14 protein-coding genes are annotated in these 13,860 nt (G+C 66.2%); 8 read left to right on the top strand and 6 right to left on the bottom strand.

The genetic code is table 11. The features are described from left to right. Nucleotides 1–12 precede the first annotated feature (12 nt). From AB7F11_RS13640 to AB7F11_RS13605, 8 genes are all read left to right on the top strand, one after another. The gene (locus AB7F11_RS13640) at nucleotides 13–939 is read left to right on the top strand and encodes a S1C family serine protease (protein WP_428288836.1); all 927 of its coding nucleotides are present in this window, start codon (nucleotides 13–15) and stop codon (nucleotides 937–939) included. A 45-nt stretch (nucleotides 940–984) separates the two neighbouring features. Beyond that, entirely contained in the window at nucleotides 985–1,986 is a 1,002-nt protein-coding gene (locus AB7F11_RS13635) for an AAA family ATPase (RefSeq protein ID WP_428288837.1), read from the top strand. A gap of 2 nt (nucleotides 1,987–1,988) precedes the next feature. Next, complete coding sequence (locus AB7F11_RS13630) at nucleotides 1,989–3,059, top strand: DUF58 domain-containing protein (protein WP_428288838.1); 1,071 nt, start codon at nucleotides 1,989–1,991, stop codon at nucleotides 3,057–3,059. Beyond that, nucleotides 3,056–4,123, top strand: coding sequence for a VWA domain-containing protein (locus AB7F11_RS13625; RefSeq protein ID WP_428288839.1), 1,068 nt, complete (start codon nucleotides 3,056–3,058; stop codon nucleotides 4,121–4,123). Before AB7F11_RS13630 ends, AB7F11_RS13625 begins: the two co-directional genes overlap by 4 nt. Nucleotides 4,124–4,187: 64 nt before the next feature. Further along, nucleotides 4,188–5,435 (top strand): FAD-dependent monooxygenase, encoded by a 1,248-nt coding sequence (locus tag AB7F11_RS13620; RefSeq protein ID WP_428288840.1) that lies wholly within the window; start codon nucleotides 4,188–4,190, stop codon nucleotides 5,433–5,435. Next, nucleotides 5,432–6,424, top strand: a complete 993-nt coding sequence (locus AB7F11_RS13615) for a Bug family tripartite tricarboxylate transporter substrate binding protein (protein WP_428288841.1) — start codon at nucleotides 5,432–5,434, stop codon at nucleotides 6,422–6,424. Before AB7F11_RS13620 ends, AB7F11_RS13615 begins: the two co-directional genes overlap by 4 nt. Nucleotides 6,425–6,650: 226 nt before the next feature. Further along, nucleotides 6,651–7,172, top strand: a complete 522-nt coding sequence (locus AB7F11_RS13610) for a nuclear transport factor 2 family protein (protein ID WP_428288842.1) — start codon at nucleotides 6,651–6,653, stop codon at nucleotides 7,170–7,172. 149 nt (nucleotides 7,173–7,321) lie between these two features. Further along, nucleotides 7,322–8,344 carry a uroporphyrinogen decarboxylase family protein gene (locus tag AB7F11_RS13605; RefSeq protein WP_428288843.1) on the top strand — a complete coding sequence of 341 codons (1,023 nt, stop codon included), beginning with the start codon at nucleotides 7,322–7,324 and terminating at the stop codon, nucleotides 8,342–8,344. Nucleotides 8,345–8,413: 69 nt separating this feature from the next. Here AB7F11_RS13605 and kynA read toward each other — a convergent pair whose 3' ends face one another. The 6 genes from kynA to argF form a co-directional block, all read right to left on the bottom strand. Continuing rightward, nucleotides 8,414–9,265, bottom strand: a complete 852-nt coding sequence (gene kynA, locus AB7F11_RS13600; RefSeq protein WP_428288844.1) for a tryptophan 2,3-dioxygenase — start codon at nucleotides 9,263–9,265, stop codon at nucleotides 8,414–8,416. A 315-nt stretch (nucleotides 9,266–9,580) separates the two neighbouring features. Beyond that, nucleotides 9,581–10,900 carry a kynureninase gene (gene kynU / locus AB7F11_RS13595; RefSeq protein ID WP_428288845.1) on the bottom strand — a complete coding sequence of 440 codons (1,320 nt, stop codon included), beginning with the start codon at nucleotides 10,898–10,900 and terminating at the stop codon, nucleotides 9,581–9,583. A gap of 78 nt (nucleotides 10,901–10,978) precedes the next feature. Further along, nucleotides 10,979–11,620: an arylformamidase gene (gene kynB / locus AB7F11_RS13590; RefSeq protein WP_428288846.1), complete on the bottom strand. Its 642-nt coding sequence runs from the start codon at nucleotides 11,618–11,620 to the stop codon at nucleotides 10,979–10,981. 80 nt (nucleotides 11,621–11,700) lie between these two features. Next, nucleotides 11,701–12,003 (bottom strand): YkgJ family cysteine cluster protein, encoded by a 303-nt coding sequence (locus tag AB7F11_RS13585; protein ID WP_428288847.1) that lies wholly within the window; start codon nucleotides 12,001–12,003, stop codon nucleotides 11,701–11,703. Continuing rightward, nucleotides 12,000–12,929, bottom strand: a complete 930-nt coding sequence (locus tag AB7F11_RS13580) for a class I SAM-dependent methyltransferase (protein WP_428288848.1) — start codon at nucleotides 12,927–12,929, stop codon at nucleotides 12,000–12,002. The genes AB7F11_RS13585 and AB7F11_RS13580 overlap by 4 nt, the downstream gene beginning before the upstream one ends. Beyond that, the gene (gene argF, locus AB7F11_RS13575; protein ID WP_428288849.1) at nucleotides 12,929–13,855 is read right to left on the bottom strand and encodes an ornithine carbamoyltransferase; all 927 of its coding nucleotides are present in this window, start codon (nucleotides 13,853–13,855) and stop codon (nucleotides 12,929–12,931) included. The genes AB7F11_RS13580 and argF overlap by 1 nt, the downstream gene beginning before the upstream one ends. Nucleotides 13,856–13,860: the final 5 nt, after the last annotated feature.

Here is a 13,860-nt window from a genome sequence, read left to right as displayed (position 1 = left end):
TCAGGAGCCGCCATGCGAAAACCTGCCTTGTACAGCCCTTCCCGCCGAGGCTCGGGCGCGCAGGCGGATGCGCCGGCGGCGTTGACGCCGGCCTCTGCGGCGGCCGTGCCGCTCGCGACACCACCGGGACGCCTTCGGCGCTGGCGCCAGGGCGCCGCGCGCACCGCGGGCAGCCCGCGCACCCTTTGGGCCGGCATGGCCCTGTTGGCGGCGCTGCTGGCGGCCAGCGTCTGGCAGCAGACGGGTCCCCGCGCCTTGACGCAGAAGGACATCGACGCGGCCGTGCTGCGCACCCTGACCACCCAGAGCATTCCGTCTGCAGCGGCCCGCGCCGCCGAGAAGATTCGCCCCGCCGTGGTGCGGGTCATGTCTTACGGCAAAGACAAGAAGGGTGAAGAGCAGGAACAGGGCGTGGGTACGGGTGTGGTGATCGTGGACAAAGGGATCATCCTGACCAACCTGCACGTGGTGCAGGGCGCCCAGACCATCAAGCTGGTGTTTTCCGACGGCAGCGAGTCCGGCGCCACCGTAACCGGAGTACAGGCGGAGAACGACCTGGCCGTGCTGCAGGCCCACACCATCCCCGACGACCTGATTGCCGCCACCATGCGCTCCACTGGCGACCTCATGCCCGGCGACCATGTGGTGGCGGTGGGGTTTCCCTTCGGCATCGGCCCGTCTGTCTCGCATGGTGTCATCTCGGGTTTTGGCCGTGCCTTCAAGTCGCCCGAAGGCGAGCAGGAGATCGGCAACCTGATCCAGTTCGACGCGGCGGCCAATCCGGGCAATTCCGGCGGGCCTCTGGTCACCATGGAAGGCGAGGTGGTCGGCGTCGTCACCGGCATCCTCAATCCCACCAGCCACCGCACCTTCGTTGGCATCGGTTTTGCTGTACCGATCGAGAGCGCCGCCAGCGCTGCCGGTCTCCCGCCGTTTTAGGTCCTGTTAGCAGGCCCTGGCCCCGTCACCCCACAGGAGCGCTCCATGGATCAAAGCACCGCCCCCGACACCGCCCAGCTCATGGAGCAGATCCTGTATGAAGTGAAGCGGGTGGTGGTCGGGCAAGACCGGTTCCTTGAACGCGTCATGGTGGCCATGCTGGCCCAGGGTCACCTGCTGGTGGAAGGCGTTCCCGGTCTGGCCAAGACGCTCACCGTCAAGACGCTGGCCAGCGTGGTGCAGGGCCGCTTCAAGCGCATTCAGTTCACGCCCGACCTGGTGCCGGCCGACCTGGTCGGCACCCGCATCTACAACCAGAAGACTGGCGACTTCAGCACCTCGCTCGGCCCCGTGTTCGCCAACCTGCTGCTGGCCGACGAAATCAACCGCGCGCCCGCCAAGGTGCAGAGCGCGCTGCTGGAAGTGATGCAGGAACGCCAGGTGACGATTGCCGGCGAGACGCACAAGGTGCCCAACCCCTTCCTGGTCATGGCCACGCAGAACCCGATCGAGACCGAAGGCACCTACCCGCTGCCCGAGGCGCAGGTGGACCGCTTCATGATGAAGGTGATGGTGGACTACCCCACCGACGAGGAAGAATTCGTCATCGTCGAGCGCGTCACGGGCCCGCAGGTGGACATCAACGCCGTGGCCACCACCGACCAGCTCGCCGCCTTGCAGGCGCAGTGCCGGCAGGTGTACGTCGACCCTTCGCTCGTGCAATACGCCGTCAAGCTGGTGTCGGCCACGCGCACCCCGGAGAGGCACGGCATCAAGGACATGGCCCAACTGATCACTTTCGGCGCCAGCCCGCGTGCCACCATCGGCCTGGTGGAAGGCGCACGCGCCCTTGCCATGCTGCGCGGACGCAGCTACGCGCTGCCCGAAGACATGAGCGACCTCGTGCCCGACGTGCTGCGCCACCGCGTGGTGCTGTCGTACGAAGGCCTCTCAGAAGGGCTGACCAGCGAAGCCCTGGTGGCGCGCATCATGAAGCACATTCCGCCGCCGGCGCGTCCGCTGGAACACGAGAAGAAAGCGGCCTGAACATGCTCGCCCGGCTCTTCGGCAGAAAAGGCGGCGCCCAGGCGGCGGCGGTGGCCACAGCGACGCCGGTGGCGCGCCGCGCCGATGCGCTGCTGCGCCGGCTGGAGTGGACTGTGCTGCGCCGGCTCGACGGCCTGCTGCAGGGCGACTTCCGCACCCTCATGCGCGGCTCTGGCCTGGACCTGGCCGACCTGCGCGAGTACCAACACCACGACGACGTGCGCCACATCGACTGGAACGTCACGGCGCGTCTGGAGACGCCGCACGTGCGCGTGTTCACTGAAGATCGGGAGATGGCGGCCTGGTTCCTGCTGGACCTCAGCCCCTCTGTGGACTTCGGTTCCGGCGAGCAGCGCAAGAGCCAGGTGCTGCTCGATTTCACCGCCGTGCTCGCGCGCCTGATCGGTCGCCATGGCAATCGCGTGGGCGCGGTCCTGTACGGTTCACGCGGTCAGCCGGTGGTGGACGCCGTGCTGCCTGCACGCGGTGGCCGTGTGCAGGTGCTGCGGCTCATGCAGATGGTGTTGCAACCGCCGGCCAGGCCCGAGGGCGCCAGCAAGAATGGCGTGACCCAGCTCTCCGATCTGCTGCAGGCGGCGGTGCACACCGTGCGCCAGCGGGCCACCGTGTTCGTGGTCTCCGACTTCATCAGCGAACCCGGCTGGGAAAAACCATTGGGTGAACTGGCGCGCCGGCACGACGTGGTGGCCGTGCGCCTGCTCGACCCACTGGAGCTGGATCTGCCCGACCTCGGCCTCATCCCCATCCGCGACGCCGAAACCGGCCAGCAACTGCTGGTGGACACGCACGACGCCGGCTTTCGGCAACGCTTTGCCCGCATCGCCGCCCAGCGCGAAGCGCAGTTGCGCGAGAGCCTGGGCCGTGCCGGTGTGGACACGCTCGAACTCTCCACCGACGACGACCTGGCCGAGGCGGTGATGCGGTTCATTGAACTGCGCAAACGCCGCCAGCGTATCGGACGTGATGGGTTGGCCGGCCGCCCGGTGCCCACCCAGATGCCGGCCCGCACCCGCCAGAGCCTGGGCACCCGACATCAAGGAGCTAGCGCATGAACACCTGGCCCGTCACCTTCATCTGGCCGCAGTTGCTCTGGTTGCTGCTGGCGCTGCCTTTGCTCGTGCTGCTCTACCTTTGGCTGATGCGCCGGCGCAAACAGGTTGCGCTGCAGTACGCCAGCCTGTCCATCGTGCGCGAAGCCATGGGCAGGGGCGTGGGATGGCGCCGGCATGTGCCACCCATCCTTTTGCTGCTGTCCATCGCCATCATGCTGCTGGCCGCTGCGCGGCCGGTGGCCAGCATCGTCCTGCCCTCGACCCAGCAGACCATCATCCTCGCCATGGATGTCTCCGGGAGCATGCGCGCCGAAGACGTGCAGCCCAACCGCCTGGTGGCTTCGCAGAACGCGGCCAAGGCTTTCCTGGCCGAGTTGCCGCGCCATGTGAAGGTGGGCATCGTGGCCTTTGCTGGCTCCGCACAGGTGGTGCAGCCCGTCACCCTCAGCCGCGAAGACCTGGTGGCCGCCATCGACAAGTTCCAGTTGCAGCGCGCCACTGCCATCGGCAGTGCCATCGTGGTCTCGCTCTCCGAACTGTTCCCCGAGCAACGCATCAACCTCGGCGACATGACCTACAGCCGCAACACCGACCCGTTTGCGCCCAAAGGCCGCGCGCTTGATCAGCCCAGACCCGACGACAAACCTTTCACGCCCGTGGCACCCGGGTCCTACTCGTCGGCCGCCATCATTCTGCTCACCGATGGCCAGCGCACCACCGGCGTGGACACCGCCGAAGCCGCCAAGATGGCCGCCGAGCGCGGCGTGCGCGTGTACACCGTGGGCGTGGGCACCGTCGACGGCGAGATCATCGGCTTCGAAGGCTGGTCCATGCGCGTGCGGCTGGACGAGGAGAGTCTGAAGGAAGTGGCGCGCGCCACCCAGGCCGAGTACTACTACGCCGGCACGGCCGAAAACCTCAAGAAGGTGTACGAGACACTGAGCTCGAGGCTGACGGTGGAGAAGAAGGAAACCGAGATCTCGGGCCTGCTGGCGCTGGCGGCTTCGCTGCTGGCGTTGCTTTCGGCCGGCCTGTCGGTGTTGTGGTTCAACCGGATTCTCTGAACGCCAACAAGCCCTGGTGCCGGGTCGTGACGATCGCCGCCTGCGAGGCGGCACAATCCCTCGCATGACCCAACAAGCAATCATTGCCGGTGGTGGCATCGGTGGTCTGGCGTGTGCACTGTCTCTGGCGCGCGCGGGGGCGCATACGGTGGTGCTTGAGCGGGCCGAGGCGTTGGGTGAAGTGGGCGCAGGTTTGCAGCTGGGCCCCAACGCGGTGCGGGTGCTGGCCGACTGGGGACTGATGGACGCGCTGCACGAATGCGCCGCGTTTCCGGAATCGCTGCGCGTGCGCGACGCCCATGGCGGCCAGCAGCTCGGTCAGCTTCGCCTGGGCGCCATGGCCCTGGCGCGGCACGGTCAGGTGTACGCCACGCTGCACCGCGCCGACCTGCAAGGCATGCTGTGGAATGCGGTGCAACGACTGCCGGCCGAAGTGCAGGTGAGCCTGGGGTCGCGACTGGTGTCGTACCACGCGGGTGAGGGTTTCGTGCGAGTCACGCTCGACAATGGCGAAACACTGCAGGGCGACGCCCTCATCGGTTGCGACGGACTCTGGAGCCGTGTGCGAACCCAGCTGCTGGGCGAACAACCGCCGCGCGCCTCCGGACACCTGGCCTATCGGGGCATGGTGCGCACGGCCGATCTGCCGCAGGCCCTGAAGGCCAATGTGGTCACCGCCTGGCTCGGCCCCCGGTTGCACGTGGTGCACTACCCGGTGAAACAGGGCGAGTGGTTCAACGTGGTGGCGGTGGTGCATGGCGTGCTCAGGCCGAGCGACGATCCGCAAGGCTGGACGCACGAAGCTCATGCGTCGGACTTGAAGCGCGCGCTCGGCCCCGCCTGCAGCGAGCTCATGACCATGCTGGACGCCGTGACCGACTGGAAGCTCTGGGGCTTGAACGACCGCCCACCCATGAAGGGCCCCGATGAACACGCGCAAGGCCGCGTGGCGCTGCTTGGCGACGCCGCCCACCCGCTTCGGCCCTACCTGGCTCAAGGCGCGGCCATGGCCATGGAAGACGCCTGGACACTGGGCCGCCTGTTGCGCGTGCAGCAAGGCGCCCCCGACTGGCCTGCTGTTTTCTCGCAATACGCTCGTGCGCGCTGGGCTCGCAACGCCCAGGTGCAGGCGCGCTCGCAGCGCAACGGCACCATCTTCCATGCCGGTGGCCCGCTGCGCTGGGCACGCAATCGGGCCATGGCCCTGCTGGGCGAACGCTTGCTGGACAATACATGGCTCTACGATGGGCCGCCCGAGCCGGCGCCGGCCGTTCCTGAAACGCCTTCACACCGAAAAAGGAAGACAACATGACGCACCCGCAGACCCCCATCACCCGCCGCCACGCACTGGCCACCGCCACCGCCCTGGCGGCCGCCAGCGTGCTGCCCACCGCGAATGCCCAGGCCGCCTGGCCCAACCGGCCGCTCAAGCTGGTGGTGGGCTTCCCCGGTGGTTCCTCGCCCGACCTCACTGCGCGCTTGCTGGCCGAGCCACTGTCGCAGGCGCTGGGCCAGCCCGTGGTGGTCGAGAACCGGCCCGGTGCCGGTGGCAACATCGCTGCCGCCCAGGTGGCGCGTGCCGACGACGACCACACCATCGGCCTGATGATCAACGGCAACATGACCATCGCCAAGATCCTCAACCCTGCCACCACCTACGACCCCATCAAGGACCTCGCCCCGGTCTCTCTCATCGCCACGGCGCCGCTGGTGCTGAGCGTGCCCGCCACGGTGACTGAAAGTGGCGCCGCCTACCTCGCCGCCGCCAAAGCCGCTGGCGACAAGTGGAACTACGGCACGCCTGGCGTGGGCACCGTGGGCCACCTGGGCATGGAACTGCTCAAGAGCCGCTCGGGCATCGCGCCGGTGCACGTGCCTTACCCGGGCAACCCGCAGGTGATCGCCGCCATCATCGGTGGGCAGATCCAGATGTCGCTGCTGCCGCCGGGCCTGGCCATGGCGCAGGTGCGCGGCGGCAAGCTCAAGGCCATCGGCGTCACCTCCACCGGCCGCAGCAGCCTGGTCCCTGATGTGCCCAGCCTGTCGGATGCCGGCGTGCGCGATTTCCAGCTCGAGATCTGGAACGCCGTGGCCGCGCCCACCAGCATGCCCAAGGCAAACGTGAACAAGCTGGCCACCTTGCTCACCGAGATCGTGCGGCGCGAAGACATCCGCCAGAAAATTTTTGCCCAGGGCTGGCAGGTGGCCGGCACTGGTCCTGAAGGGCTGGCCCGCCGCATCAAGAGCGACACGGCGGCCATGACCGACGTCATCCGGCGCAACAACATCCGCCCGGGTTGACGGCAGCAGTGGCCCGGCCGCATCTCTGAGCCGCGCGCCCCTTCGTTGAACCTGTAGCCTCAGCGCACCGCAACTGGCGCGTGCGGTGAGGCTCGTCGCTCTCTCGCCCGATCTCCTCTCTGGGGTGGTGAAAGGGGCCGTGGGGCAATGTGCATGCCTGCCCGTCCGTCGACCTGGCTGTAGCAGAATGTGGTCGGACCATTTGAACCGCTTTGCCCACGACACCATGCCCCAAACCACCAACTACCCCGATCCGCAGCGCCTGCAAGACCTGGAACAGCTTCGCCAGCTCAAGGCCCGTTACTGCCGCTTCCTCGACACCAAACGCTGGCCGGACTTCCGTGCGCTGTTCTCGGACGATTGCCAGTTCGAGGGCATGGGCAATCTGCCCATCACCGCCAGCGTGGACACCTTCGTGAGCCACGTGGCCAAGCGGCACACCCACACCATCACCGCCCACCACTGCCACATGCCCGAGTTCCGTTTCCTGTCCGACCGTGAAGCCCGAGGCATCTGGGCCATGGAAGACTTCGTGGAGTGGCAGGGGCTGGAACACGTCTCGCCCGACTGGATCGGGTTCAAAGGTTTCCGAGCGTATGGCCACTACGAGGAGTCCTACCGGCGTGGCGACGATGGGCAGTGGATGTTCTCGTTCATGCGGCTCACGCGCCTGCGCATGGATGGCGTGCCGGCGGATTCACCCGTGCCGCGGCCCGGTGCCTTGAAGGCGACTGCCGACTGGTTGTGACCGGTTCACCCGCCGCGCCTGCGGCGACAGCGCTGTGCGGGACTCACATTGGGGTAGCCTGGTTGTACGATGCGTCTGGCCCTGAGCGTGGCCCACGGTCATGTGCAGACACTTGAACCATTCCGAGACCCCACTGGAAAGGCGCACCCATGTTGTTTCCCACCACCGTTGTCGGCAGTCTTCCGCAACCGGACTGGCTCATCGACCGAGCCAAGCTGGCAGGCCGCTTCCCGCCAAGGGTTCGAGCTCGGGAGCTGTGGCGCATTCCAGAGGCCTACCTGGCGCAGGCGCAAGAAGATGCGACCCTCATCGCGATTCGCATGCAGGAGGACGCCGGGCTGGACATCGTCTCCGACGGTGAAATCCGCCGCGAGAGCTATTCCAACCGTTTCGCCACGGCGCTGGAGGGTGTCGACCTGGACAACCCGGGGTCAGCGCTCGACCGCTCAGGACACCCCAACCCGGTGCCTCGCATCGTCGGCAAGATCCGGCGCAAGCACGCGGTGGAGGTGACGGACCTGCAGTTCCTGAAGAAGCACACGAAGCTGCGCACCAAGATCACCGTGCCAGGTCCGTTCACGATGCTTCAGCAAGCCCAGAACGATTTCTACAGCAGCGAAGAAGACGCCGCCATGGACTATGCCGCGGCCGTCAACGAAGAGATCAAGGATCTATTCGCTGCTGGGGCCGACGTGGTGCAGATCGACGAACCCTACATGCAGGCCCGCCCCGAGAAGGCCCGGCAATATGGCCTGGCCGCGCTGAACCGCGCGCTGGAAGGTGTGCAAGGAACCACCTGCGTACACATCTGCTTTGGTTACGCCGCCATCATCCACGAGCGACCCACGGGCTACTCCTTCCTGCCCGAACTCTCGGGATGCCGGTGCAAGCAGGTCTCTCTTGAGACCGCGCAGTCCCATCTCGACACGTCGGTCTTGCGCCAGCTGGAAGGCAAGCAGTTCCTGCTGGGATGCCTGGACCTGTCGGACCTGAACGTGGAGACGCCTGAGGTGATTGCCGAACGCGTGCGAAGAGCATTGGCCCACGTGTCGCCCGAGCAAATCATTCTGGCACCGGACTGCGGCATGAAGTACCTGCCCAGAGAAGTGGCACAGGGGAAGCTGGAAAACATGGTGGCTGCGGCGAAGCAGCTTAGGAGCGAATACCCATAGGGTGACGCGCGAGCAGCATGTCTGGTTGCACGCGGCTGTCGTCAGCAGCCTCCCGGGCGCTTTCCTCGATCAAAGCTCCGTCCGCAACCGCCAGATTTCCGGAAACAGCACCACATCCAGCATCTTGCGCAGGTAGCTCACCCCACCGGTGCCACCGGTGCCGCGCTTGAAGCCGATCACGCGTTCCACGGTGGTGACGTGGCGGAAGCGCCAGAGGCGGAAGGCGTCTTCCAGGTCAGTGAGCTCTTCGCCCAGCTGGTACAGGTCCCAGTGATCCTTGGGGTTGCGGTACACCTGCAGCCAGGCTTGTTCCACTTCGTCGCTGGCCTCGTAGGGTTTCGTCCAGTCGCGTTGCGTGCGGCTCTGGGGCACGGCCAGACCGCGGCGGGCGAGCAGGCGCAGGGCTTCGTCGTAGAGGGATGGCGCTTCAAACGCAGCCTGCACCACGGCCAGCCGTTCGGCGTTGTGCTGGTGGGGCTTGAGCATGGCGGCGTTCTTGTTGCCCATGGCAAATTCAATGCAACGGTACTGGTGACTCTGGAAGCCGCTGCTCTGTGCCAGATAGGGGCGGATGGCGCTGTATTCGGGCGGCGTCATCGTGGCAAGCACGTCCCAGGCGTGCACGAGCTGTTCCATGATTTTTGATACGCGCGCGAGCATCTTGAAGGCCGGTTGCAGTTCGTCGGCTGCGATGTGGCGAATGGCGGCGTGCAGTTCGTGCAGCATGAGCTTCATCCAGAGTTCGCTGGTCTGGTGCTGCACGATGAACAGCATCTCGTCGTGCGCGGGCGAGAGTGGCTTTTGTGCGTTGAGAATGGCGTCAAGGTTCAGGTAGTCGCCATAGCTCATGTCGCGGCTGAAGTCGAGCTGCGCGCCTTCCTGGCGGACGATGTCTTCGGGTTTGCTGTGGTGGGGGCACATGGGTGGATTCTGTTGGTGTGGGCCGGGTGTGGTCTGCGTTGGCCTTGAGCCTGGCGAAGGGTTGGGTGTGGGTGAGGGTGAGGGCTTCGACAGGCTCAGCCCGAACGGTACCTGGGCTCAGTTCGAACGGCACTTGGGTTCAGCCCGAACGGAACCTGGGCTCAGCCCGAACGGAACCTGGGCTCAGCCCGAACGGAACCTGGGCTCAGTTCGAACGGAACCTGGGCTCAGTTCGAACGGAACCTGGGCTCAGTTCGAACGGTACCTGGGCTCAGTTCGAACGGTACCTGGGTTCGGTCGGGATGGTCTGTGGGGTTAGGTGACTGCGTGCTTTGAGTTGAATTCGGGGCGTTTCCACTCACCGCTCTCCAGCACCTGGCGCAGGTGTTCCACGGCGTTCCACACGTCTTCGAAGCCGATGTAGAGCGGGGTGAAGCCAAAGCGCAGGATGTCTTTCGATCCCGTTCGTCCTGGGCTGGGCCTGTTTTGAGCTTGTCGAAGGATTGAAGGATCGCCTGCGCGGAAATCACCCACCACGCCGCGTGAGATGAGGGCCTGCACGATGGCGTAGGCGCCCTCGTCTCTGGTCAGGCAGACCTGGGAGCCGCGTTGGGTGTGACTCAACGGCGTGGCCAGGCCCAGGCCGTGGCCCTGGCAGCGTTCGTCCACCAGGCCGATGAAGAGGTCTGTGAGCGCCAGCGATTTTTTTCGCAACGCTGCCATGCCACCGAGTTCGTCGGCGGCCAGCAAGGTGTCCACGCCGCATTCAAGCGCGGCCAGGCTGATCATGGGTTGCGTGCCGCACTGGTAGCGCGTGACGCCGGGAGCGGGGCGGTAGTCGGGCGTGAAGTCGAATGGCGTGGCGTGGCCCCACCAGCCGGCCAGCGGTTGCCAGAAGCGTTCGGTGTGGTGCGGATTCACCCACACAAAGGCGGGTGCGCCGGGGCCGCCATTCAGGTATTTGTAGCCACAGCCCACGGCATAGTCTGCGCCCGCGCGGGTCAGGTCCACCGGCACGGCGCCGGCGCTGTGTGCCAGGTCCCACAGCATCAGTGCGCCGGCGGCGTGGGCGGCGTCGGTCACAGCGGGCATGTCGTGCATGGCGCCGGTGCGGTAGTTCACGTGGGTGAGCATGAGCACGGCCACGTCGTCCGTGAGCGCGGCGTTGATTTCCTCGGGTTCCACCAGCACCAGCTCAAAGCCACGCTCCTTGCACAGGGCTTCGGCAATGTAGAGGTCGGTGGGGAAGTTGCTGCGCTCACTCACGATGCGTTTGCGTTGCGGGCGGTCGGCAGCGGTGAGGCTCATGGCAGCCGAGAGCACCTTGAAGAGGTTCACCGATGTGCTGTCGGTGGCCACCACCGTACCAGGGTCGGCGCCAATGAGGCGCGCAATCTTGTCGCCCACTTTGCGCGGCTGCATGAACCAGCCGTTCTTGTTCCAGCTCTGGATGAGGTCGGAGCCCCATTCGCGCGTCACCACGTCGGCCACGCGGGCTGGCGCGCTGCGCGGCATGGCACCGAGGGAATTGCCGTCGAGGTACAGGGTGCCTTCGGGAATCAGGAACAGGTCTCGCAGCGGGCGCAGCGGGTCTTGTTCGTCGAGGGCCTGGCAGTCTAGTTGTGTGGTGGTCATGGATGTCCTATCCGTTCGCCCTGAGCTCGTCGAAGGGGGCGCATTGCAGGGTGGGGGTCTGGAGCGGCTTCGACAGGCTCAGCCCGAACGGGCGGTCAGTTCTCTGAGGATGGCGCGCACGGGGCTGGCGTCGGCGGTGGTGAGTTTCAGGGGCAGGGCGATCAGCTCGTAGTCGCCTTCGGGCACGTCGTCGAGCAGCAGGTTCTCGAGCACGCGCAGGCCGTGTCGGCGAATTGCCTGGTGGCTGGGCAGGTCCTTGCTGTCGGCGGGGTCGATGCTGGCGCTGTCGATGCCGATGAGCATCACGCCGAGATCGGCGAGCTGTTCCACGGTGTCGGCTGCAAAGGCGGGCAGGGCGTGGTCGAAGCCATCCTGCGGTTGTTGTGGGTACACGCGCACTAGCACACGCGGTGGCAAGTCTCTCAAGGCGTGCGCGATGTGCTCGGGCTTGACCAGCGGGCCGCAGCCGATGGCATGGATGACGCGGCAGGGGCCGATGAAGGCTTCCAGCGACACGTCGCCGATGGTGGCACCTTCAGCGTCGTAGTGCAGCGGTGCATCGGCGTGCGCGCCCACATGGGGCGAGAGCGTGATGGCGCTGACGTTGACCGGGCAGCCCGGCCCGATGGTGGCGGCCCAGGTTTGCGAATAGGCGGTGTCACCCGGGAAAACCGGTGCGCCCGCGTGGATGGCAGGTGAGATGTCCCAGAGTTTTTTCATGGAGCGGTGAAGGTAGCACCGCGAAAAAAGCCGTGGTGTCGGTTAATCCCAACACGCCACAAAAAAGCTTCAGGCCTGAATCAAATCGGGGTCAGCCCGTGGCGCTGGCGCGCGCGGTTGCAGGCGTCGCTGCCTTCCTCGAATTCGTGGCATGGCGAGGGGCGCCATTCGTAGATGCCGCAGGTGGCCTTCTGGCCGATCTTGCCGGTGAGTGCGGCGCAGCGCGGTGGCGAATGGTCGGTGCCTCGCAGGCGCGCGAGGCTGTGATTCACCTGCACAGCCAGGCCGTCGGGCACCCTGCCGCCCATGGCCTGTGTTTCGTGCACCGAGAAGTCGACACGGAAGCTCGCGCAGCAGGCGCCGCAGGTGGTGCAGATGCTCATGCGGCCGCCTTGTTCACCGGCGGTGCGCGATACACCAGCACCTTCAATGCGCGTTCGGCCGACACATCGGCAAACGTCTCGGGGTTGGACAGGCGCTGTTCGAAGAAGAGTTCGGGTGCGCACTCTCGCATCTGGTCCTGCAGGAAGGAGGTGCTCAGTTCCGGCGCGTTCAGGCACAGCAGGGCGTGGCCATCGGGCCGCAGCAGCTCGGGCAGGCGGCGCATGAGCCGCGCGTAGTCCTTGGTGGCCACGAAGCTGCCTTTCTGGAAGCTCGGCGGGTCGATGATGACAAGGCCATACGGCCCGCTTCGCGTGATGCGCCCCCAGGTCTTGAAAATATCGTGGGTGAGAAAGCTGGCACCCGCCGCCAGGCCATTGAGCGGGTGGTTCTGCTGCCCCACGGCCATGGCGCCGGCGCTCATGTCCACGTTCACCACCTGCTTCGCGCCACCCAGCAGCGCGGCCACCGAAAACGCGCAGGTGTAGGCGAACAGGTTGAGCACCTTGTGGCCTTGCGCGTGGTCACGAACCCATTGCCGGCCTTCGGCCATGTCGAGAAACAGGCCATGGTTCTGACCCTTCTGCAGATGCACCAGGTAGCGCGCGCCGCGCTCGCTCACCACATGCGGCTCGGGCACGGTGCCGGTCATCAGCCGCGTGTCGGTGCGACCTTCGTGCCGGCACTGGAACACCCAGTTCAGCGGTTCACCGGGTGCGATCTGCGCCCAGCGCGCAGTCAGCGCGCCATGGATGGTGGCCAGCGCTTCGTCGGCCACCGGCTGGAAACTGGTGAAGAGCCACACCGGCGGGTACACATCGAGCGCCCATGCCTCGCAGCCGGGATGCAAGCCACCCCGGCCGTGGAAGATGCGCCGGGCATCGGTCGACGGCTCGATGCGCGCAATGGCTTCGAGCAGGGCTTGCATCAGGCCAGGCGGCCGAGCAGCAGGTATTCCATCAGCGCCTTCTGCGCATGCATGCGGTTCTCGGCCTCGTCCCACACCACGGACTGCGGGCCGTCGATCACCTCGGCGCTCACCTCTTCGCCCCGGTGGGCGGGCAGGCAGTGCATGAAAAGCGCATCGGGCCGGGCGGCGCGCATCATGTTTTCGTCCACACACCATTTGGCAAAGGCTTTGCGGCGCGCTTCGTTCTCGGCCTCGAAGCCCATGCTGGTCCAGACGTCGGTGGTCACCAGGTCGGCGCCCGCGCAGGCTTCGCGCGGGTCCTTGAAGACCTTGTAGGCACTGCGGTCCTTCACGCCGGCAAGCACCGGGTCCACCTCGTAGCCGCCCGGTGTGCTCACGTGTACGGTAAAGCCCAGCAACTCGGCCGCCTGCAGCCAGGTGTTGGCCATGTTGTTGCCATCACCCACCCAGGCCACCACCTTGCCCTGGATGGAGCCCCGGTGCTCGATGAAGGTGAACAGGTCGGCCAGAATCTGGCAGGGATGGAACTCGTTGGTGAGCCCGTTGATGACGGGCACGCGAGAGTGCGCGGCGAAGGATTCGATCTTGCTTTGCTCGAAGGTGCGGATCATCACGATGTCGACCATGCGGCTGATCACGCGCGCGCTGTCCTCAATGGGCTCGGCGCGGCCGAGCTGGCTGTCGCCAGTGGTCAGGTGCACCACCGAACCTCCCATCTGGTACATGCCAGCCTCGAAGCTCACACGGGTGCGCGTGCTGGCTTTCTCGAAGATCATGGCCAGCGTGCGGTCGGGGTCGGCGAAGGGCTGGTACTTCTCGAACGCCTTGAATTTCTTCTTGATGTGTGCGGCGCGCTCGAACAGGTAGGCGTACTCGCTGGCGTCGAGGTCCTTGAACTGGAGGTAATGCTGGATGGAGCTCATGGCGT

It is taken from the genome of Hydrogenophaga sp., from assembly GCF_050250835.1.
In the GTDB taxonomy this organism is placed as follows: Bacteria; Pseudomonadota; Gammaproteobacteria; order Burkholderiales; family Burkholderiaceae_C; genus Hydrogenophaga.
Note: the sequence above shows the minus strand (reverse complement) of the source record. Positions and strands in the feature narration are given on the sequence as shown.